Origin of the sequence: Pseudonocardia sp. Ae717_Ps2 (genome assembly GCF_001932475.1) — a bacterium.
In the GTDB taxonomy this organism is placed as follows: Bacteria; Actinomycetota; Actinomycetes; order Mycobacteriales; family Pseudonocardiaceae; genus Pseudonocardia.
The window spans coordinates 1,745,082-1,765,717 of the sequence record NZ_MCIS01000001.1 but is presented as its reverse complement, the minus strand read 5'-3'; the positions used below and the strand labels follow the sequence as shown (position 1 = coordinate 1,765,717).

At 76.5% G+C, this 20,636-nt stretch carries 19 protein-coding genes; 7 read left to right on the top strand and 12 right to left on the bottom strand.

Annotated features, from left to right (window positions below; all coding sequences use genetic code 11):
- Positions 1–79 precede the first annotated feature (79 nt).
- The 5 genes from Ae717Ps2_RS08490 to mraZ all read right to left on the bottom strand — a co-directional run bounded on the left by Ae717Ps2_RS08490 (position 80) and on the right by mraZ (position 6,484).
- Complete coding sequence (locus Ae717Ps2_RS08490; protein ID WP_060714742.1) at positions 80–1,690, bottom strand: UDP-N-acetylmuramoyl-L-alanyl-D-glutamate--2,6-diaminopimelate ligase; 1,611 nt, start codon at positions 1,688–1,690, stop codon at positions 80–82.
- A gap of 367 nt (positions 1,691–2,057) precedes the next feature.
- Positions 2,058–3,884 (bottom strand): penicillin-binding protein 2, encoded by a 1,827-nt coding sequence (locus Ae717Ps2_RS08485; protein ID WP_083702302.1) that lies wholly within the window; start codon positions 3,882–3,884, stop codon positions 2,058–2,060.
- Positions 3,884–4,603, bottom strand: coding sequence for a hypothetical protein (locus Ae717Ps2_RS37285; protein WP_075305628.1), 720 nt, complete (start codon positions 4,601–4,603; stop codon positions 3,884–3,886). Before Ae717Ps2_RS37285 ends, Ae717Ps2_RS08485 begins: the two co-directional genes overlap by 1 nt.
- 64 nt (positions 4,604–4,667) lie before the next feature.
- Positions 4,668–5,666: a 16S rRNA (cytosine(1402)-N(4))-methyltransferase RsmH gene (rsmH, locus tag Ae717Ps2_RS08475; protein ID WP_075305627.1), complete on the bottom strand. Its 999-nt coding sequence runs from the start codon at positions 5,664–5,666 to the stop codon at positions 4,668–4,670.
- A 386-nt stretch (positions 5,667–6,052) separates the two neighbouring features.
- Positions 6,053–6,484, bottom strand: coding sequence for a division/cell wall cluster transcriptional repressor MraZ (mraZ, locus tag Ae717Ps2_RS08470; protein WP_043276508.1), 432 nt, complete (start codon positions 6,482–6,484; stop codon positions 6,053–6,055).
- A 694-nt stretch (positions 6,485–7,178) separates the two neighbouring features.
- Between mraZ and Ae717Ps2_RS08465 the strand changes: the two genes are divergently transcribed.
- The 4 genes from Ae717Ps2_RS08465 to Ae717Ps2_RS08450 are packed head-to-tail and all read left to right on the top strand — an operon-like array spanning position 7,179 to position 12,490.
- Positions 7,179–8,132 carry a MoxR family ATPase gene (locus Ae717Ps2_RS08465; protein ID WP_060712583.1) on the top strand — a complete coding sequence of 318 codons (954 nt, stop codon included), beginning with the start codon at positions 7,179–7,181 and terminating at the stop codon, positions 8,130–8,132.
- Position 8,133: 1 nt separating this feature from the next.
- On the top strand, positions 8,134–9,498 hold the full coding sequence (locus Ae717Ps2_RS08460; RefSeq protein ID WP_083696100.1) for a DUF58 domain-containing protein: 1,365 nt from the start codon (positions 8,134–8,136) through the stop codon (positions 9,496–9,498).
- Positions 9,495–11,843, top strand: coding sequence for a DUF3488 and transglutaminase-like domain-containing protein (locus tag Ae717Ps2_RS08455; RefSeq protein WP_083696102.1), 2,349 nt, complete (start codon positions 9,495–9,497; stop codon positions 11,841–11,843). The genes Ae717Ps2_RS08460 and Ae717Ps2_RS08455 overlap by 4 nt, the downstream gene beginning before the upstream one ends.
- A 44-nt stretch (positions 11,844–11,887) precedes the next feature.
- A complete protein-coding gene (locus Ae717Ps2_RS08450; protein WP_075305624.1) occupies positions 11,888–12,490 on the top strand; it encodes a TetR/AcrR family transcriptional regulator in 603 nt (200 codons plus the stop codon).
- 110 nt (positions 12,491–12,600) lie between these two features.
- On the opposite strand, the gene Ae717Ps2_RS08445 is transcribed toward Ae717Ps2_RS08450, so the two are convergent.
- The 3 genes from Ae717Ps2_RS08445 to Ae717Ps2_RS08435 all read right to left on the bottom strand — a co-directional run bounded on the left by Ae717Ps2_RS08445 (position 12,601) and on the right by Ae717Ps2_RS08435 (position 14,653).
- Positions 12,601–12,867, bottom strand: a complete 267-nt coding sequence (locus Ae717Ps2_RS08445; RefSeq protein WP_075305623.1) for a hypothetical protein — start codon at positions 12,865–12,867, stop codon at positions 12,601–12,603.
- Positions 12,868–13,171: 304 nt separating this feature from the next.
- Positions 13,172–13,582, bottom strand: coding sequence for a DUF3040 domain-containing protein (locus tag Ae717Ps2_RS08440; RefSeq protein ID WP_020623751.1), 411 nt, complete (start codon positions 13,580–13,582; stop codon positions 13,172–13,174).
- Positions 13,583–13,894: 312 nt separating this feature from the next.
- Positions 13,895–14,653, bottom strand: a complete 759-nt coding sequence (locus tag Ae717Ps2_RS08435; RefSeq protein ID WP_233147495.1) for a bifunctional 2-polyprenyl-6-hydroxyphenol methylase/3-demethylubiquinol 3-O-methyltransferase UbiG — start codon at positions 14,651–14,653, stop codon at positions 13,895–13,897.
- A gap of 127 nt (positions 14,654–14,780) precedes the next feature.
- On the opposite strand from Ae717Ps2_RS08435, the gene Ae717Ps2_RS08430 reads away from it, so the two are divergent.
- A complete protein-coding gene (locus tag Ae717Ps2_RS08430; RefSeq protein WP_020623749.1) occupies positions 14,781–15,611 on the top strand; it encodes a ParA family protein in 831 nt (276 codons plus the stop codon).
- An 84-nt stretch (positions 15,612–15,695) separates the two neighbouring features.
- Here Ae717Ps2_RS08430 and Ae717Ps2_RS38910 read toward each other — a convergent pair whose 3' ends face one another.
- Together Ae717Ps2_RS38910 and Ae717Ps2_RS08420 are read right to left on the bottom strand one after the other, a co-directional pair.
- Complete coding sequence (locus Ae717Ps2_RS38910) at positions 15,696–16,175, bottom strand: SAV_6107 family HEPN domain-containing protein (protein WP_233147494.1); 480 nt, start codon at positions 16,173–16,175, stop codon at positions 15,696–15,698.
- Between the two features lie 444 nt (positions 16,176–16,619).
- Entirely contained in the window at positions 16,620–16,940 is a 321-nt protein-coding gene (locus Ae717Ps2_RS08420; RefSeq protein WP_051050348.1) for a hypothetical protein, read from the bottom strand.
- A gap of 326 nt (positions 16,941–17,266) precedes the next feature.
- On the opposite strand from Ae717Ps2_RS08420, the gene Ae717Ps2_RS08415 reads away from it, so the two are divergent.
- Positions 17,267–17,878, top strand: coding sequence for an N-acetyltransferase (locus Ae717Ps2_RS08415; RefSeq protein WP_075311555.1), 612 nt, complete (start codon positions 17,267–17,269; stop codon positions 17,876–17,878).
- 37 nt (positions 17,879–17,915) lie between these two features.
- Complete coding sequence (locus tag Ae717Ps2_RS08410) at positions 17,916–18,596, top strand: DUF3153 domain-containing protein (protein ID WP_075333204.1); 681 nt, start codon at positions 17,916–17,918, stop codon at positions 18,594–18,596.
- Between the two features lie 18 nt (positions 18,597–18,614).
- Here the strand turns inward: Ae717Ps2_RS08410 and Ae717Ps2_RS08405 are convergent, their stop codons facing one another.
- Both Ae717Ps2_RS08405 and Ae717Ps2_RS08400 read right to left on the bottom strand, forming a co-directional pair.
- Entirely contained in the window at positions 18,615–19,235 is a 621-nt protein-coding gene (locus tag Ae717Ps2_RS08405; protein WP_233147493.1) for a DedA family protein, read from the bottom strand.
- A gap of 81 nt (positions 19,236–19,316) precedes the next feature.
- The gene (locus tag Ae717Ps2_RS08400; protein WP_083702555.1) at positions 19,317–20,561 is read right to left on the bottom strand and encodes an LCP family protein; all 1,245 of its coding nucleotides are present in this window, start codon (positions 20,559–20,561) and stop codon (positions 19,317–19,319) included.
- Positions 20,562–20,636 lie beyond the last annotated feature (75 nt).

Sequence of the window (20,636 nt, the reverse complement as noted above, 5' to 3'; positions counted from 1 at the left end):
ACCGGTCCGATCCGTCCTCCTGCCCGTGCGCGGGCCGTGCCGGGTGCCGGCACGGCCCGCCGTGGTGTCCCGCGGCGCGTCACGTCGCCGCCCGGATCGCCGCCACCAGCTCGTCGGTGTCGTCGAACGGGTACTTGACGCCGTTGATCTCCTGGCCCGCCTCGTGGCCCTTCCCGGCGACCACCACGGCGTCGCCGGGGCGGGCGGAGCGGACCGCGTAGACGATCGCGCTGCGCCGGTCGCCGATCTCGATGACGTCGCCGCGGGCGGGCTCGGCGAACGCGCCGTCGAGCATCGCGCGGCGGATCGCGCCGGGGTCCTCGCTGCGGGGGTTGTCGTCGGTCACGACGAGCACGTCGGACCGGATCGCGGCGGCGGCGCCCATCAGCGGGCGCTTGCCGGTGTCGCGGTCCCCGCCGCAGCCGAGCACGGTGATCACCCGCGCGTGCGGGCGGACCTGGCGGCGCAGCGCGTCGAGCAGGGCGGCGACGGCGGCGGGCTTGTGCGCGTAGTCGACGACGCCCAGCCAGGGCTGACCGGCGTCGACGCGCTGCATCCGACCCGGCACCGATGCCCGGGCGAACCCGGCCGCGGCCGTCTCCGGGGCGATCCCGTCGGCGTCGAGCACGGCCAGCGCGACGAGCGCGTTCGCGACGTTGTAGCGGCCGGGCAGGCTCAGCGTGACCGGCACGGCGAGCCCGCCGGGGCCGACCGCGGTGAAGGTCTGGGTGCCGTCGGGGTGGGCGGTGAGGTCGCGGACCGTCCAGGTGGCGTGCGGGCCGCGCGGTTCGGAGGAGACGGTGACCGCGTCGCGGTGGCGGGCCGCCAGCCGGCGGCCCCACTCGTCGTCGACGCAGACGACCGCGTGCCGCGCGGCCTCCACCCCCGCCCCGCCACCGCCGAACAGCCGGGCCTTGGCCTCGAAGTAGTCGGTCATCGTGGGGTGGAAGTCCAGGTGGTCCTGGGACAGGTTGGTGAAGGCCCCTGCGGTGAACCGGGAGCCGCCGACCCGGCCGAGCTCGAGCGCGTGGCTGGAGACCTCCATGGCCACGTCGGTCACGCCGGCCTCGACCATGACCGCGAACAGCGCCTGCAGGTCCGGCGCCTCGGGGGTGGTGAACGCGCTGGGGAGCGCCCTGGCCGGGCTGCCGGGGACCTGCACCCGGGTCCGGACGGTGCCGAGCAGGCCGGTGGCCCGCCCGGCGGCGGTCAGGCCCGTCTCCAGCAGGTGCGCGACGGTCGTCTTGCCCGAGGTGCCGGTCACCCCGAGCACCCGAAGCCGGGCGGTGGGCTCGCCGTAGACGGCGGCCGAGACCGGCCCGAGGACCTCGCGCGGGTTCGGGTGCACCAGCACCGGGAGCCGGGAGTGCCGGATCTCGGCGCGGTCCGCGCCGGCGGCGTCGGTGAGGATCGCGCCGGCGCCGGCGGCGATGGCCTGCGCGGCGAAGTCGGCGCCGTGCGCCCGGGCGCCGGGCAGCGCCGCGAACAGGTCGCCGGGGCGCACCGAGCCCGCCCGCAGGGTCGCGCCGGTGACGGTGTGCGGCCCGGCGGCGGGGTCGAGCAGGGGGCCGGGGCCGCTGCCCGCGGTGCGCGGGTTCAGCTCGGCACCGGCGAGCCGCCCGAGCAGCGCGACGTCGACCGGGCGCACCTGCGAGGGGCGCTCCGGCAGCGACTCGAGCGGACCCGCCACGTCACCCGTCCCCGTCCGGTCGCCGACCACGCCACCCGGCCCGCCGTCGTGCGCGGTTCCGCCGGTGCTCCGGGAGCGGGCGGTGGCTGCGGTGTGGAGGTCGGGCACAGGGCCGGAGGTTACCGACCGGCACGGGCCGCCCCTCCCCCGGTCGGACGCCCCCGACCGCTCGCGGAGGCGGTCGCGGCGGGCGGCGGACAGACGACCGGCACCCGGCCGTCCGACCAGCCGGATACGGCCATCCGGCGCAGGTTCCGGTCCGGTGGGCGGGCCGCCGGGCAGGGCGCACGGCGGCCCGGCCGGCACCCGTACGGGTGGGCAGCGGCCGGGACCGCCCGACGCAGCCGGACCGCACCCGGCCGCGCCGTCACCTGATCTGCAGGGTCTGCACCGGGGCGGGCGCCGTCTGCACCGGCACGGCGTCGCGCTGGGCCAGGTAGGAGGCGATGTCGTGGAACAGCGGGGCCGCGCTCGTCCCGCCCTTCGGGGCGTCGAGCATGATCCCGATCACGAACCGCGGGTCCTGGGCCGGGAGCATCCCGGCGAAGGTGATCCAGTACTGGGAGCGCGAGTACGCCCCGGTCGCCGGGTCCACCTGCTGGGCGGTGCCGGTCTTGCCCGCGACCTCGTAGCCGGGCACCGCGGCGGCGGGCCCGGTGCCGGACTGGCCGTGCGCCTTCTGGGTGACGGCGGTGAGCATCGTCCGCAGCGTCTGCGCGGTCTGCGGCGACATCACCTGCACCGGCTCGGGTGCCTCGGTCGGTACCCGGACGCCGTCCGGGCCGGTCGTCGCGGCGACGATCCGCGGCGGGATGCGGACGCCGTCGTTGGCGATGGCCTGGTACATCCCGGCCATCTGCAGCACGGTCATCGACAGCCCCTGCCCGATCGGCAGGTTGCCGAAGGTGGAGCCGGACCAGGTCGCGCGGGCCGGGACGCGCCCACCGCTCTCGCCGGGCAGCCCGACACCGGTCTTCTGCCCGATGCCCATCTTCGCGAGCATGTCCGAGAAGCGGTCCTCGCCGACCTTCTGCGCGGTCATCAGCGTGCCGACGTTGGAGGACTTCGCCAGCACACCGGTCAGCGTGTAGTGGTCGAGGCCGTGCTCCCAGGCGTCCTTGATCGTCCGGTCGGCGACCTCGATGCTGCCGGGCACGGCCAGCACGTCGTCGGGCTTGGCGACGCCGGCCTCCAGCGCGGCGGCCATGGTGACCACCTTGTTGACCGAACCGGGCTCGAACGGCGTGGTGACGCCCTTGTTTCCCAGCGTGTTCGGGTCCGCGGACAGCAGCTGCGCCGGGTCGAACGAGGTGTTGTCGGCGAGCGCGAGCACCTGCCCGGTCGCCCGGTCGAGGACGACGGCCGACCCGCTGCGCGCCTCGGCGCGGCCCGCGTAGTCGGCCAGCATCCGCTGCACCTGGAACTGCAGGTCGGAGTCGATGGTGAGCTGCACGTCGGAGCCGGACACCGCGGCCTGTTCGGAGCGCACGCTGCCGGGGATGACGGTGCCGCTGCCCTCGGCGGTGTCGGCGATCTGGAAGCCGTCGCGCCCGGCGAGCAGGGCGTCGTCGGAGGACTCCAGGCCGATCCGGCCGATGAGCTTCTGCGCGTCGGCGCTCCAGGTCGCGGCGCCGATGATGTTCGAGGCGAGCGTCCCGTTCGGGTACTGGCGCGCCTCGCGGCTCTCCTCGGCGATCTCCGGGAACTGCCTGCGCAGGTCACGGGCGGGCCCGGGGTCGACCGCGGTGGCCATCACGACGTAGCCGCGGTCGCTGTTCAGCGCCCGCTTCAGCTCCTCGGGGTCGCCGTGGGTCACCGCGGCGACGGCCTCGGCCATCCGGTTCTTGTAGGCGACCGCGTCCGCGCCCTTGGTCGAGTTGATCAGACGCGGGTTGGTGACGAGCGCCTTGGACTCGGTGGAGAAGGCCAGGACGGCGCCGTTGCGGTCGGTGATGGATCCGCGCTCGGCCGGAACGACGATCCGGCTGGCGCGCTGCTTCTCCGCGTCCGCGGTCAGCGTGCCCGCCTGCACCGTCTGGACGACGACGAGCTTCGCCCCGGACACCAGCAGCAGGGCGGCCAGCGCCACCCAGGCCAGGCGCAGCCGGAACCGCGGGTCGTCGGCCGGGGACCGGCGCCGTCCGCCCCGTGGGCCCTGCCCCCGCGGCCGGGGGCGCGGCGGCGCGTAGACCATCAGTTCCCGCCCGCCGCCCGGGTGTCGGCCGGGACCTCGCGCTCGGTGCCCTCACCGGCACCCTGACCAGCATCCTGCCCGGCGCCCTGACCGGCGCCCGCGGCCCCGCCCGGGGCGGCGTCGCCGCCCTCGGCGGCCGGGTCGGAGGTGGCGGCACCCGGCTGGCCCGCCGGCGGCGCGGGCGGGGTCTGCGGTGCCGGTGCGTCGGCGGCGGGCGGCACGGGTGGCACGGCCGGGGCCGCGGCGACGGCGGCCATCGGCTCCCCGACGACGTCCACGCGTCCGTCCGGGGCGACGACCAGGCGCGCCGGGTCGGTCACCCGGACCATGCCCTGGGCGGCGGCGCGGTCGGCGAGCGAGCCGGGGCTCTGCAGCACCGTGACCTCCTTGCGGAGCGCCTCGGACTGCTCGGTGAGCGACGCGGTCCGCTCCCGGGCCGCCTGCAGCGCGTAGGAGTCGGCCGCCGCGGCGGTCGACAGCCACAGCGTCGCGATCAGACCCGAGACCAGCAGCACCATCACGACCAGCACGAACTTTGCGCGGCCGGTGTTCTCCCTGGCCGCGGTGCGGCGGCGCTGGTCGGCCACCCGGCGGGCGTCGCCGGGGCCGCGCTGGGCCGGGATCCGCGGGGGCGCCGCGGTGCGACGGCTCTGGCGGGTGTCGGGCCGTGCCCGGCCACCGCCCGGGGTGCCCGGGCGCTCGATGACGGGTGTGCTCATCGGGGGTTCCTGCCTCTCCGCCGTGCCGGTACTGCCTGCGTGCTCGGGGCCGTGCCACGGGTGCTCACGGCCCGTCCTCCACGCGCTGGGCCGCGCGCAGCCGCACCGGGGCGGCCCGCGGGTTGCGGGCGACCTCGGAGTCGGACGCCTGTTCGGAGCCCCGGGTCAGCAGCCGGAACTCCGGTCCGTGTCCGGGGAGCTCCACCGGCAGGTCCACCGGGGTCCGCGAGCGGACGCGCTCGGCGAACACGCGCTTGGTGATCCGGTCCTCCAGCGAGTGGTAGGACAGGACGACGATCCGCCCGCCCGGGGCGAGCGCGTCCAGCGCCGCGGGCAGCGCGTCGCGCAGGACCTCGAGCTCGCGGTTCACCTCGATGCGCAGGGCCTGGAAGGTCCGCTTCGCCGGGTGCCCGCCGGTGCGCCGGGACGCGGCCGGGACCACGCCGTAGAGCAGCTCGACGAGCTCGGTGCTGCGGGTGAAGGGGCGCTTCTCCCGGGTCCGGACGATCGCGTTCGCGATCGGGCCCGCGAACCGCTCCTCGCCGTACTCCCGCAGGATCCGGCGCAGCTCACCGGCGGTGTAGGAGTTCAGGACGTCGGCGGCGGTCGACCCGGTGGTCGGGTCCATCCGCATGTCGAGGTCAGCGTCGCGAGAGTAGGAGAAGCCACGGGCGTCCTCGTCGAGCTGGAGCGAGGACACGCCCAGGTCGAACAGGATCCCGTCGGCGGCGGGCACCCCCGCCTGCTCCAGTGCGCCGGCGACGTCGTCGTAGACGGTGTGCACCCGGTGCAGCCGGTCGGCGTAGGCGGTGAGCCTGCGGCCGGCGAGCTCCAGGGCCTGCGGGTCCCGGTCCATGCCGACGACGGTCAGCCTGGGGTGCGCGGCCAGCAGCGCGGCCGCGTGGCCGCCCATGCCGAGGGTGGCGTCCACGTAGACCGCGTCCCGGTCGCGCAGGGCGGGGTCGAGCAGCTCGGTCACCCGCTCCAGCAGGACCGGGGTGTGCCGGTCACCGGGCGCGCGCTCGTCGCGCGGGGTGGCGCCGTCGCCGGAAGTTCCGTCCACGTCCCACCCCCCGGTGCGCCGTCCGTCCCCGTGGTGTGTGCGTGTGTGTCGTGCCGGCCGGCGTCCGTCCCCGGTCCCGGCCACGGGGCCGGGACCGGGACGGTCGATGTCCGTGGGTGTGGCGTGCCGGCTCCCACAACCGGTCCGCTCCACGCCCGAAGACGCGCGGGCTCCACCGCGCCACCCGAACTCCCCAGTCGGGGTGGGCGCCGGCGCCGTCCCCACCCGGGGGCCGTGCCGAGACGGACCTGGCACCGGGGAAGGTGTGCCAGGGCCATCTCGATCACGGCACCCGGGTCGGGGCGGCGACGGTGGTGTCGTCCGCTGTCGGTCGTGCTGTCCTGCTCGGTACTGCCGCCGTCCGTCGTCCCGCCCGCCAGCGGGACTCAGAACAGCCCGGGCAGAACCTCCTCCTGGGCCTTGGCGAACTCGTCCTCGTGCCGCTCCTGGTACTCCTGCCAGGCCTGCGCGTCCCAGATCTCGGCACGCGTGAACGCGCCGATCACCACGCAGTCCTTGGACAGTCCGGCGTACCGGCGCAGCTCGGACTGGATCGCGATCCGGCCCTGGCCGTCGGGGTTCTGCTCGTCGGTGCCCGAGAAGAGGTTCCGCTGGAACACCCGCGCCGACTCGTTCGTCAGCGGGGCCGCGGCGATCTTGCGCGCCATCTCGGTGAAGGCGTCACGGGTGAACACGTAGAGGCAGTGGTCCTGCCCTTTCGTGATCATGCAGCCGCCTCGCAACTCGTCGCGGAACTTTGCGGGCAGCGTGAGCCGCCCCTTGTCGTCCAACTTCGGGGTGTAGGTGCCGAGGAACACCGACCCCACCTCCACCTGGGACCCCTGTTCGCCCCAGCGATCACCACACTACCCCACACTCACCCACCGTCAACCCGAGACGGGGGGATCTTCCGCCGTTCATCGAATGTTTCCGCAGGTCAGAAGCGGTGGGGGACGGTGGGGGCGCGCGCCGCGCCACCCGGTCGCGCGACGTCCGGAGGCCGTGTCGGGCCCGTCGCGCCCGTCCGGGGCGCCACCGCTCCCCCACCGCCGTCGTGGCTGGTCGGAGGCGGTTTCCGGGCCGATCGGGGCGTCCGGGGTGGGGACGAGTGGGGAGAGGGTGGGGCGACCGTGGGGAGGCCGGGTGGGGGGCGGTGGGGAGCCCGACGGACGCGTGGTGGGGTGGCGTGGGGAACCACGGTGGGGCGCGGTGGGGGAACCGCCGTGGAGTGCCGTGGGGCGCCGCGGCGGAGGTGCCGACGGCGCCGGCCGGGGCACTGCGGGGCCCGCCGCGTTCGGCCGTACGGAGCAGCGTCGCGGGGCAGGTGGCGGCGCCCGGTCCCGATCGGGGGACGTTTGACAGACTGGGGTCATCCGAGCCGTCTCCTGAGGAGGCCCGTTGTCGTCGAGCGCGCCGTCCGCGCCCTCCGTACCGCCCGTCCCGTCGCCGTCCGGTGGTCCCGTCCGCCGGGCCGAGGCCAGCGGTGCGCACCCCGGTTACGCGCCCGAGCCGATGGACGCCGTCGCCGTCGCCGACGCGGCGGGCCGGATCGCCGCCGCGATGGCGCGAATCATCGTCGGCAAGCCCGACACCATCCGGCTCGCCCTGGTCGCGATGCTCGCCGAGGGCCACCTGCTCGTCGAGGACGTGCCGGGCGTCGGCAAGACCACGCTGGCCAAGGCGCTCGCCCGCGCCGTCGACGGGGCGGTGAGCCGGGTGCAGTTCACCCCGGACCTGCTGCCCGGCGACATCACCGGCTCGTCGGTCTACAACCGCCAGACCGCGGAGTTCGAGTTCCGGCCCGGCCCGGTGTTCGCGAACGTCGTGATCGCCGACGAGATCAACCGCGCGTCACCGAAGACCCAGTCGGCGCTGCTGGAGTGCATGGCCGAGCACCAGGTCACCGTGGACGGCGGCACCTACCCGCTGGGTGACCCGTTCATGGTCGTCGCCACCCAGAACCCGGTGGAGATGGACGGCACCTACCCGCTGCCCGAGGCCCAGCAGGACCGGTTCACGATCCGCGTCTCGGTCGGCTACCCCGACCCGGCGGCCGAGCTGGCGATGCTCGAGGAGCACGGCTCGACCGACCCGCTGGAGCGGCTGCGGCCGGTCACCGACCTGCGCACGCTGCGGTCGATGATCGCCGGGGTGCGTGGTCTGCACACCGCGGCGGAGGTGCGCCGCTACTGCGTCGAGGTCGTCGGTGCGACGCGACGGCTGCCCGAGGTCCGCCTCGGGGCGTCGCCGCGCGCGACCCTGCACCTGCTGCGCGCCGCCCGGGCCTGGGCGGCGACGGCCGGGCGCGGGTACGTCGTGCCCGACGACGTCCAGGCCGTCGCCGTTCCCGTCCTCGCGCACCGGCTGATGCTGGGGCCCGAGGGGGTCGCGGCCCGCCGCACGCCGGCGGACCTGGTGCGGGCCGCCGTCGCGCGGGTCGCGGTGCCGTCCCCGCCGCGGGGCTGAGATGGCGCCGACCGCGCCGCCGCCGCGGACACCGGCTCCCGCCGAGCCCGGCGCCCCGGCCGCGTCCGGGTCGTCTCCGCCGTCCTCTCCGCCGCTCGCGACCGGCGGCGCACCGCGCCGGGAACGGCCGGCGGGGCTGACCGTGCGCGGGCGCTGCCTGCTCGCCGGCGGCGCCGCGATGGTCCTCTCGGCGATCGCGCTCGACGAGCGCGACCTCGTCCGGATCGGGGCGTTCGTGCTGCTCCTGCCGCTGCTCGCGCTCGTCGTCGCGCTGCGGTCGCGCCGCTCGCTGCAGGTCGCGCGCACCCTGGAGCCGGCCCGGCTGGAGGCGGGCGACGGCGGCACGGTGCTGCTGCGGATCGCCGGCGGCGCCCTGCTGGGCGCGTTGCGGATCGCCGACCACGTGCCCGACGCCGCCGGTCCCGCCGACCGCTACCCGCCACGGTTCACCGTGCACCGGCTCGGTCGCCGCGGTGCCCGGGTCGGCTACCCGGTGCGGCCCGCGGTCCGTGGCGCGTACCGGATCGGCCCGCTGCGCGGCCGCGGGACCGACGCACTCGGCCTGGCCGAGTTCCGCCACGACCTGCTGCCCGCCGACCGGCTGCTGGTCCTCCCCCGGGTCACCCCGCTCACCGGGCGGCCCGCCCTGACCTCCACCGCCGCCGGGCGTGGCGCCGAGGGCGGCAGCCGCCCCGGCCCCGGCACCCCGGACGTGCTGATCCGCCCCTACCGCCACGGCGACGAGCTGCGCCGCGTGCACTGGCGCTCCAGCGCCCGGCGTGACGAGCTGATGGTCCGCCTCGACGACCGGCCCGACCCGTCCGGCGTGACCCTGCTGATCGACCGGCGCGACAGCGCCCACCGCGGCCACGGACCCGCGTCCAGCCTGGAGTGGGCGGTGGCGTTCACCGCCAGCGCCGCGGTGCACCTGCTCCAGCGCGGCGAGGCCGTCGCGCTCGTCGACGAGTCCGGCGAGACCGTCGGCGACGTGCCGCCCGGTGTGACCGGCGCGGACGCCGTGCCCCCGCGGCTGGAGTCGCTCGCGGTGCTGCGGCCCTCGGCGAGCACCGGGATCACCGCACCCGGCCCCGGGCCCGGGCATCCGGAGGGGGTGCTCGCGGTGCTCGGCGGGACCGCGCCGCAGGACGTCACCGCGCTGGTCTCGGCCTGGCCGCGCGGCGGGCACGCCGTCCTCCTCGACGTCGACACCTGGTCGGCGGCGACGCGGGCCCGCCCGGCGTCGGTCGCGGCGGCCGCGCTGCGCCGTGCCGGGTGGCACGCCACCGTCGTCACCTCCGACATGACCGTCCAGCGGGCCTGGGCCGACGCCTGCGGCTCGCCCGGCACCGCGGGAGCGACCGGATGAGCGCGCCGACCCGGCCCCCCGTGCGGCCCGCGCCGCCACCCGCCGCGCCCGTCGCCGAGACCGCGCCGGCGGGCCGGACGCCGGGCGCGCCGGCCTGGACGGTGGTGCTGGGACCGGTCGCGACCGTCGTCGCGGTGCTGCTCGCCGGGACGGCGATGAGCTCGGTCGTGCAGGGCGCGGCCTGGTTCGCCCACGCCGCCGTCGCCGTCGTGCTGGTCGCCCTGGTCGGCGCCCTGCTGCTGCCGCTGCGGGCCTGGCTGGTCGCGCCCGGGCAGCTGCTGGCCCTGATCCTGCTGGTGACGGCGTGGTTCACCGGCAGCGGTGTGCTCGGGGTGCTCCCGGGCCCCACGGCGTTCGGCGAGCTGTCGGGCCTGCTCGGCGGTGCCGGGCAGCAGATCGACAGCGGCCTGCCGCCGGTGCCGGCGAGCCCGGAGATCCTGCTGCTGGTCGCCCTCGGGTTCGGCACGATCGCGATCGCGGTGTTCGGTCTCGCGGTGACCGTCGCCGCCCCGGCCGCGGCCGGGGTGCCGCTGCTCGTGGTGTTCGCGGTGCCGACCGCGCTGCAGCCGGACCTGCTGCCCTGGTGGACCGTCGTCGCGGCGACGCTCGGCTACGGCGTGCTGCTGCTCCTGCGCCCGGACCGGCTGCGACAGATCCCGGCCGGGGCCGCGGTCGTCGCGGTGGCCGTCGTGGGCTCGCTGCTGGTGGGGCTGCTGGCGTCGTCGGTGGGGACCTCGGGTCGCTTCGACGCCACCGGCGGGACCGGGGGCAACGCCGACGGCTCGATCGGGCTGAACCCGTTCACCTCGCTGCGCGGACAGCTGACCCGCAGCGAGCCGCGGCCGCTGTTCAGCGTCCGGGGTCTGGAGACCCCGACCTACCTGCGTGCGCTCACCCTGCAGACCTACGTGCCGCAGGAGGGCTGGAAGGCGGGCCGTCCGCTGCCGGGGGTGCCGCTGACCGGGCCGCTGCCGCCGTCGACGTCCGGGCCGGCCGCCGCGCAGGACGTGCAGGTCGAGAACCTCGGCTTCCGCGACTACTGGCTGCCGGTGTTCGGCGACCCCACCCGGATCGCGGTCGCCTCGCCGAGCTGGGCCTACGACGCCGCCGGCGGCATCGTCTACAGCGAACGCGCACAGTCCGAGGACGGCTGGACCCAGTCGATGCGGCTGCCGGAGCCCTCGGCCGACCAGCTGCGCGCGGCATCCGGCCCGACCACGGTCGACCGGGCCTACCTCGACACCGACGGGGTCGACCCGCGGGTCACCGCGATCGCCCGCGAGGTGACCGCCGGTGCCGCGACGCCGTTCGACCGGGCGATGGCGCTGGAGAACCACTTCACCGGGCCCGGCTCCCCCTTCACCTACAGCCTGGCGACCGCGCCGGGCAGCAACGGCGACGCCCTCGTCGACTTCCTGACCCGCGGCCGCACCGGCTACTGCGAGCAGTACGCCTCGGCCATGGCCGTCATGCTGCGCGCCGTCGACGTCCCGGCCCGGGTGGCGGTCGGTTTCACCGCGGGCGACGCCGACGGCTCCGGGGCCCGGACGATCACGACCGAGGACGCGCACGCCTGGGTCGAGGCGTGGTTCCCCGGGTACGGCTGGCTGACCTTCGACCCGACCCCGCTCGCCGACGGCCGCACCATCGACCCGGCCTACGTCCAGCAGGCCCGGGAGCAGGAGAGCGGCACGCCCGCCGCCGAGCAGACCCCGCAGCCCGAGCCGTCCGCGACACCCCCGCCCCCAGAGGCCGCCGGTCCCACCCCGGAGCCCCCGCCCACCGAGGAGCAGGCGGCGGACCGGCCGACGGCCGCGACCGGGTCGTGGTGGCCGCTGGTCGTGGCGCTGCTGCTGGCGGCCGCGGTGCTCGCCGTCGTGCTGACCCCGGGCCTGTGGCGCCGGCACCAGTACTCCCGACGGGCCGGGCTCGCCCGGGCCGGCGGCGACGGTGCGGCGACCGCGGCGTGGGACGAGGTCCTGGCCGCCTCCCGCGACCACGGGGTCCCGGTGCCGCCCGGGGACACCGTCCGCGCGGCCGCCGACCGCATCATCGAGCGGCACGGCCTGTCCGGGCGGCCCGCGGAGGCGCTGCGCGAGCTGGCGGGCCGGGTCGAGGCGAGCTGGTACGGCGGGATGCTGCCCGGGCCCGGCACGCTCGACGGCCTGGTGGACGAGGTCCGGACGGCGATCGCGGCCGGCGGAACGCCGTTGCGGGCCCGGGTGCTGCCGGCCTCGGTCGTGCCGGAGGCGGTCCGGCGCGGGCGCCGTCCGGCCGACGACGACGCGCCGGCCGACGACCTGGACGAGGTCCGCACGTCTCGGCCCGACGGCGACGTACACTGATCGGTGAAGTCGGGAGCACGGCGACACGGGGAGGAGGGTCGGCGATGTCGAGCGCGGAGGATCACGAGGCGCTGCGTGCGCCGGCGCTGACCCCGGGCGCGCGCCGGATCCTGGACGTGGCGTCGGAGCTCTTCTACCGGTGCGGGATCCACGCCGTCGGGGTCGACACCATCGCGGCCGAGTCCGGCATCACCAAGCGCACGCTCTACAACCGGTTCGGCTCGAAGGACCGCCTGGTCGAGGCCTACCTGCAGGCTCGGCACCACGCGTGGTGGGAGCTGATGGAACAGAGGGTGGCTGCGAGCCCGGGCTCGGGAGTGCTGGCGCTCTGGGACTCCTACACCCAGGACGTCGAGTTCTCCGGGCGTGGCTGCGCCTTCATCAACGCCGCGGGAGAGCTTCCCGCGGACCATCCCGCCCATCGCGTCGTCCGCGCCCACAAGCGTGCGGTGCGCCGGCATCTCGAAGCACTCGTCCGGGCCGACCACCCCGGGATCGCCGGTCCCGAAGCGGCGGCCAACCTGGTGTTCCTGCTCCTCGAAGGCGCGATCACCCACCACGGCATCGGCGACGACCCCGACCTCCTGCGCAGGGCGCGAGAGGCGGCCGAGCGCCTGCTGCGGGACGAACGAGCGGCGCTGCACTGAGCAGGCAGGCCACTCCGGCCACGCGCCGTGCCCGCTCGCACCCGGCCCCGAGGACCGGGGGCGACCGCATCGTCTCGCAGCTCCGACGGCGACGTGGGCCGGCCTCCGCGTCAGCGTGTGACGGGGTCCGGGCCCGCCCCGGGGAGCGTGCCGCCGGCCAGGCGAAGTCCCCCACCGGCATCGACCGTCCAGCGCAGAGGGTGCACCTGGTCCCGGTCGGCCTCCCGACCTCCGATCGCGTCGCCGCCGTACTCCCGGACGGGCCGGGCACGCCGTGGAGCAGGCGGTGGGGCGCCGTGTCGGATCGCGCTGCCGGCGTTGACGCCCCACGCGACGTCCCGCAGGAACTCCATGACCACGTGCAGAACCTGACGCATCCGAGACCCCTTCACAGATCAGTGAACTCGTGGAGGGTCGACGCTAGGTACACAGATCTGTGAAGTCAAGTCCGGAGCCCACTCTCCGGCGACACCGGCGCAGCGCAGCGGGCCCCTGACGACGCGACCGCCGGATCCCGGTCGCCGAGCCGATGCCCCGTGGGCAGCCGTGGGCAGCGCGCCCCCCTACCCGACCGTCAGGCACCCGGCGACGGTGCCGGACACACGACGGCGGGGCGGGTCACCGAGTCGGTGTCCCGCCCCGCCGGGCGTCACGCGGGCAGTCGCCTGGGGCGCCCGGGCGTCACTCCTGCTCGAAGCGACGCCGGAAGCGCTCCTCCATCCGGCCGGTGAAGCCACCGCCGCTCTCGCCGGACTGCTTGTCCTTGGGGGCGGATCCGCCCTGGCCGGTCGTCTCCTCGCCGCCACGACGGGCGCCGATCGAGGTGACCGCCAGCAGCGCGCCACCGAGCATGGCGAGGAAGCCGACGATGCTGAGGATCGGCAGGTCGCCGAGCCAGAGCGCCCGGAAGGGGATCCCGGCGACGAGCAGCACGAGGCCCACCACGAACAGGACGGCGCCCTGGATCCGGCGGCGCCGGGCGGGCTTGCTCCGCCGGCTACCGCTGACCGAGGACGCGAACTTGGGGTCCTCCTGGTAGAGGGCGCGTTCGATCTGTTCGAGCAGGCGCTGCTCGTGCTCGGAGAGCGGCATGCCTTCACCTCCGGCACACGTAATCGGACGGTAGGCCGCATTCGGCCCGGGCTTCCTGCCCCGACCGGTACGACGGGCGCCCCAACCTGGGCGTCTGAGGACAAGAGTACGAGGCGAATCGTGCCGCGACCACCCGGACCGTCCAACCCGCTCGGCTGATCGTCGAGCGGACGGTGTTGCGCGGCGTGTCGTCGGTCACCCGGACCGTCGCGGACCCACCCGGACGGGGGTGGGCGGACGAGTGAACGCCGGTCGACCGATCACCGACGGCAGCCGGACGACGACCGTCGGACACCGGCGGCGGGACGGGCGTCAGTACCGCCGGGCGAGCAGATGCAACCGCGGGGCGACCTCGGCGAGGGCGCCGACCTGCGACGCGAGCGCGTCCAGTTCGTCACGTTCCTCGCGGCCCGCCGCCTCGCCCTCCTGACCGGGGCCGGGCAGCCACGCCTCGAGGGTGCCGTCGCCCTGGAGGATCTCGGTCTGCAGGCGTCCGGTCCCGGCGGCGAGCTCCTGCAGCCGGTGCGCGTCGAACCGGCGCAGCAGCCGGTCGTCGGAACCGGTGCGCCCCTCGGGGTCGGTGAGCAGGGCACGGGCCTCGGCCAGCCGACCGCTGGCCAGGCGCCCGATGAACGCGCCGTAGCGCCCCACCGTCAGCACCGACACCGCTCCGCCCGGGGCGGCGGCCGCGGCGAGCGCGGCGAGCACCCGGTCCGGGCCGTCGACGACCTCGAGCAGCCCGTGACCCAGCACGAGGTCGGCGCCGTCGGCCGGGGCGACCTCGGCGAGGGTGTCGACGTCGCCGTTCACCGGGGTGACCCGGTCGGTGACCCCGGCCTCCCCGGCGCGTCGGGCCAGCGTCGCCAGCGCGTTGGGGCTGGTGTCGACGACGGTCACCGCACAGCCGGCGATCGCCAGCGGCACCGCCCAGGTGCCGCTGCCCCCGCCGACGTCGAGCACCCGGGGCGCGGCCCCGGTGTCCCGGCGGACACGGTCGATCTCCCTGTCCAGCACCCGGAACACGGCAGCCCCGCGCGCTGCTCCGGCCTGCTCGCGTGTCGGCGATCCCACGGCGCCGAGACTAGTGGCCCCTGCCGGTGCCCGGCCCGCCCGCCCGCCACGACACCCACGGCGGGGCGCCGACGATCATGTGGACTCCGCCCGGCGACCGTGCCGGACCGCACGGTAGGTTGGGTGAGTGCAGGTCGTCGCCACGCTCAGTCTCAAGGGTGGCGTCGGCAAGACCACGGTCGCACTGGGTCTGGCCGGCGCGGCGCAGCGTCACGGCGTCTCCACCCTCGTGGTGGATCTCGACCCGCAGGCCAATGCCACCACCGCGCTCGACCCGGAGCCGACCACGGCCACCGTCGCCGACGTGCTGGACGAGCCGCGCCGCGCGGTCGTCGAGCGGGCCATCGCGCCGTCGGCGTGGGGCGAGGGCCTCGACGTGCTGGTCGGTGCGGAGCAGACCGAGCGGCACAACCACCCCGACCCGGGGGCGGCGCAGCTGTACCGGCTCGACCGCGCCCTGCAGCGGCTGGCGGGCGAGCTGATCACCGACGACTCCGGCGGCTCCGAGCCCGCCGAGGAGCGCTACCGGCTGGTGATCGTGGACTGCCCGCCGTCGCTGGGGCAGCTGACCCGCAGCGCGCTGTCGGCCGCGGACCGGGCGATCCTGGTGACCGACCCGACGATGTTCTCGGTGTCCGGCGTGCAGCGCGCGTTCGACGCGGTCCAGACCGAGCGCGAGCGGTCCAACGACCGCCTGCAGCCGTTGGGCGTGCTGGTCAACCGGGTGCGGCCGCGCAACACCGAGCACGAGTTCCGGATCTCCGAGCTGCGCGAGCTGTTCGGCCCCCTGGTGTTCAACAGCGTCCTGCCCGACCGCTCGGCGGTCCAGCAGGCCCAGGGCGCCTGCCTGCCGATCCAGGCCTGGGACACCCCGGGCGCCCGGGAGATCTCCGCGGTGTTCACCGCGCTGCTGGGCCGGGTGCTGCGCAGTGCCTCGCGCCCCGCCGCCTCGGCCTGACCGACCTCCTCCCGGATCTGCTCGCCGCGCCCGATCCCGGCGGCCCGACCTGCCCCGGCGCCGTCCGCCGCTCCGGCGGGGGCCTCACCGGGGCAGCAGCAGCTGTACCCGGGTCACGAACTGCTCGGCCTGGCGCAGCAGGTCGTCGGCGGCGCGCCGGTCGACGTGCCGCCCGATCCCGGCCTCGGCCTCGATCCGCAGCCGCGAGCAGCCGGCGAAGAACGCCGCCCACTCCTCCAGCTCCGGGGCGACCTCGGCGAGGAGCCGCCAGACGTCGCGCGGGGCTCCCCGGCGGGTCCTGGGCCGGGCCCGCATGGCCAGCACCGCCGCCCCGGCACGGAGCGCGGCGAGGTAGGCCGCCGGGTAGCGACGCAGCGGCTCGGTCTCCCGGTGCGCCTCGGCGAGCTGCTCGGCAGCCTGGCGCAGCAGCCCGAGCGCGTCCCGCGACGGCGGAGCGGGCGCGGGCGACCCGAGCGGCGCCGCCGGCCGCGCGGTCTCGCCGGCCGGTCGTGCAGGGCCCCCATCCGGTCGTGCGGGGCCTCCGGGCACGACGGTGCTGCCCACGGTCGGTCGTCCCGGACCTCCGGTCGGTCGGGCGGCGCCGCCGCCCGCCGGCGCGGACGTGCCCGGCAGGGGGATCACCTGCCCGGACCGGCCGGCGGCTCCGGTCGATCCGGGCCGACCCGGCCGTCCGGTGCACCCGGCCCCCGCCGGGTCCGTACCGGTCCGGCCGCTCCCCCGCCGGGACGGCGCCGCCCCGGACGCGGACTCCGTACGGTCGGCAGCGGCCCGTGCCGAGCCCCGCCCCGAGCCCCGTGCCGCGCCGCAGTCCAGCGGCCACAGCCCGTCGGCGACCGGCCGCACCCGGGCGGACCGCCGCGCCGGTGGGGCGGCGGACACCGGGGCGTCGCCCGGCCGTCGTGTCCCGGCGGACCGCGGCGCCGGCAGCGCCAGGTCCAGTTCCATCGTCCTGCTCCGCACGTGCACCTCCCGCACCTCCCGCACCACTCAGTCGACCTTCACCAGGTCCCACACGCCCGGACCGGACCGCATCCGCAGCACCACCTCACGCGGCGGCTCCTGCGGGTCCTGCACCGACCGGGCGAGCACCCGCCAACAGCTCAGCCGGTCCCCGCCCACCGGCATCGGCGACGGGAACGGCCACGGGGACTCCTCGATCCACTGGTCTCGAACCCCGGTGACCAGAAAATGTTCCCCGCGGCGCGACGGACGCCGGGAGAACTCGACCGGCTCACCGTTCTGCCAGCGCACGTCGATCGCCGCCGGCTGGCGGGACCGGAACAAACGCGAGAAGCCGCCCACTGGCATCACCACGCCCTCCACCCGGTGGCCGGGCCTCGGTTCCCACCACCGGAATCGGTCTCCGGGACGCCCGGCGACGGGGTGCTTCCCCCACTCCGCCCACCGGACGCCCCGGCATCGAACGCGCGTTCGACATACGACAGTAGAACGCGTGTTCGATCGTCGCGTCAAGTCGGGTGCCCGGGTGGCGCCACTCACCCACCGGCTCCGTGGCGGGGCACCCGGTCCGGACCCGCCGCAACCGGCCGGGCGTGGTGTGATGGGGACATGCACCCGGACACCGACCCCGCCCCCGCGCGGGCGTGCGGTCACCACCGGGGCCGGTGGTCGCGGTGACCGCCGCGCCGTCGCGGGCGCGTCTGGTCGGTCTCGGCCGCAGCGAGTTCGCCGACCGGCTGGGCGAGGCGATCGACGTCTACGTCACCGCGATGGGCTACCCGCGGTCGACCGCACGCCAGCGCCGCTCGCTGTGGCTCGAGCACTCCTACCGGCCGGGCTGGCGCTCGGTCGGCTGGCTCGACGAGCAGGACCGGCTCACCGGCATCGGCTACGGCTACTGGGGCGGCCCCGGGCAGTGGTGGTTCGAGGAGGTCCGCCGCGGACTGCGGGCCCGGCGCGGGGAGCCGGACGCCGTGAGCGCCGACTGGCTGACCGACTACTTCGAGCTGACCGAGCTGCACGTCCACCCGCAGGCCCAGGGCTCGGGCATCGGTGAGGCGCTGCTGCGGGCGCTGGCCCGCGACGCCGCCCGGAGCCGGATGCTGCTGTCCACCCCCGAGTACGGCCGCGCCAGGCCCGGCCGGGCCTGGCGGCTCTACCGTCGCGCCGGGTTCGTCGACGTGCTGCGCGAGCACCTGTTCACCGGCGACCCGCGCCCCTTCGCCGTCCTCGGGCGCGAGCTTCCCCTGCTCCCCACGGATCACCCGACACACGCCCCCGAGTGACACCGGGACCGTCGTACCCGGGTGGCACGATGACGCCATGCCGTCGCACCACACCGCGCCACCCGCACGCCGTCGATCCCGGACGCGTGCGCTCGTGCTGCTCGCGGTGCTGGCCCTGCTCGCGCTGACCGGCTGTGCCCGGGTCCAGGTGGCCCTCGCCGTCCAGCCGGACGACACCGTCGACGGCACGATCGTCGTCGCGACGCCCGCGGGCGCGCCGGACGGTCGCGGCCCGCAGCTGGCGGTCCCGGCCGACCTCACGGACGAGGTCGAGCTGTCGCCGTACGACCAGGACGGCTTCGTCGGCACCCGCGCGGCCTTCGAGAACCTCACCTTCGCGCAGGTCTCGCAGCTGAACCTGCTCGGCGGGAACGCGTCGGGCCGGGCGAACCTGGAGCTGCACCGGGTCGGGGAGCGGATCGCCGTGCAGGGCCGGGCCGACCTGACCACGATGCCGGTGGACCGGGCCGACGTGCGGCTCGCGATGAGCTTCCCTGGCGAGGTCGTCGAGTCCGACGGCGAGACCGACGGCGGCACCGTCACCTGGGAGTTCGTCCCCGGTGAGGTCTCCCAGATCAACGCCTCGGTGATCTCGACCGATCCGAACGCGCCGTCGATCCTGGGCTGGTCGCTGCTGCTGGCCGGACTCGTCGTCGTCGCGGCGGGGGCCGCCGTGCTGCTGGCCCGGCGCGACCGGAACCCGCCGATCCGGCGCTGAGGGCGCGCCCGTCCGGTCTCAGGCGGCGTCGCGGCGGTCGTCGGCGAGCACGGCGACGGTCTCGCGGGCGGCGGCCCGGCGGGCCTGCGCACGACGACGCCGCACCCGCCACCCGACGACGCCGGCGACGACCACGAACGCGAGGACCACCCAGCCGGCGATCCCGAAGGCCTTCTCGAACTGCTCGGCGGCCTCGCGCAGCAGGAAGCCCGCGGTCACGTGCACGGCCGACCAGACGGTCGCCCCGACGACGACGGCGGGCAGGAAGCGCCGCAGCGGCAGTCCGGACGCGCCCGCCGCGGCCGGGGTCATCGTCCGCACCACCGGCAGGAACCGGGCGCAGAGCACCGCCCACGGACCCCAGCGGAGCAGGGTGCGGGCGGCGTCGTCCCAGGCGTCGCGGCCCATCCGGCCGATGATCCGGGACTCGCGCAGGCGCGGGCCGAAACGGCGGCCGATCGCGTAGCCGATCGAGTCGCCGCAGGCCGCGGCGACCGCGACCACCGCGGTGACCAGCACCGCGGCCGGGACGTCCGGGACGGCCATCGCGGCGCCGATGAGCACGGTCTCGCCGGGCAGGACGAGCCCGACGCCGATCGTGGTCTCGCCGAGGGTGACCAGCCCCGCGACGAGCACCACCACCCACAACGGGACGGAGGTCAGGAAGTCGATGATCTCGGTGATGATGGGAGGCTCCTCGGCCGGGGTGACGGGGCCGCGTCAGTCGACGCAGGGCACCCCGTCGGCGGTCAACTCGGGCTGGGTGTCGGCGGCCGGGGTCGGGTCACCCCGGGGCGCCGCGGCCCGTCCGGTCCTGCTCTCCGTGGTGGCCGGGGCCGGGGACGACGGTGTCGGCGCGGCGGTGTCCGCGTCGTCGCCGGCCCCGGGGTCGGCCGGCGCCCCGGGCGCGGTCAGCCCGGCGAAGAACGCGGTGACCTGGGCCGGGTCGACCTTCACCGCGACACCCTCGCTGCCGGTCCGGTAGTCGGCCCGGCCGGTGGGGATGGTGCGGAAGGTGACCCGGTCCCCGCGCAGCTGCGAGGCGTGGGCGAGCATCGAGGTGAGGTCCCAGCCCTGGTCGAGCACGACGGCCCCGTTGATCGCCTGCATCAGGTCGGCGACGGCCGTCGGGTCGGTGAGGGTGCCCGCCGACAGCAGCCGGTGGGTCAGCCCCGCGAGGAACGCCTGCTGGCGGCGGACCCGGTCGAGGTCCCCCTCGGGCAGGCCGTGGCGTTGGCGGACGAACTGGAGCGCCCGGGCGCCCTGCACGGTCTGCGGGCCCGCGGCGAAGTCGGCGCCCGAGTAGCTGTCGTGCACCGGGGCCTTGAGGCACACCGGGACGCCGCCGAGCGCGCGGGTGATGTCGGCGAACCCGGCGAGGTTGACCTGGGCGTAGTGGTCGATCGAGACGCCGGTGAGCTCCTCGACGGTGCGCACGAGCAGCCTGCTGCCCGCGGCGTTGGCCGCCCGCTCCAGGTCCGGCCCGCTCAGGCCCTGGCGGACCAGGTCCGGCCGAGCCATCGCCGCGCCGCGCGCCAGCGCCGAGTTGATCTTGTGCATGCCGAGGCCGGGGACGTCGACCCAGGAGTCGCGCGGGATCGACACCGCGGACGCGCCGAGGTCGGGGTCGTCCGGGATCCGGACCAGCATCAGGGTGTCGGTGTTGTCCTGGCCGTCGGCGTCGCCGGCGTCCAGGGCGTCCAGGACCTCGCGCGGGAGCGGGTTGCCGCGGGCGTCGACCCGGGAGTCGCTGCCGACCAGCAGGATGTCGGTCGCGCCGTCGGCGACGTGCGGGCCGGTGACGTCGGCGGTGGTCAGGCCGCTGGTGCCGCCGACCATCGCCCAGCCGGCGCCGGTGGCGAGGAAGACCGCGACCGACAGCGCCGCGACGAGGCCGCGGACGCGGTGCCACCGCGGGGCGGGGGTGCGCTGCTCGGCGCGGGGCCAGGGGGCGACCGGGCGCATCGGCGTGGTGGGACGGGCACCGGGGTCGGTGGGCCGGGACCGCGGACCGGCCGACGCACCGCCGGGGACCGCCGG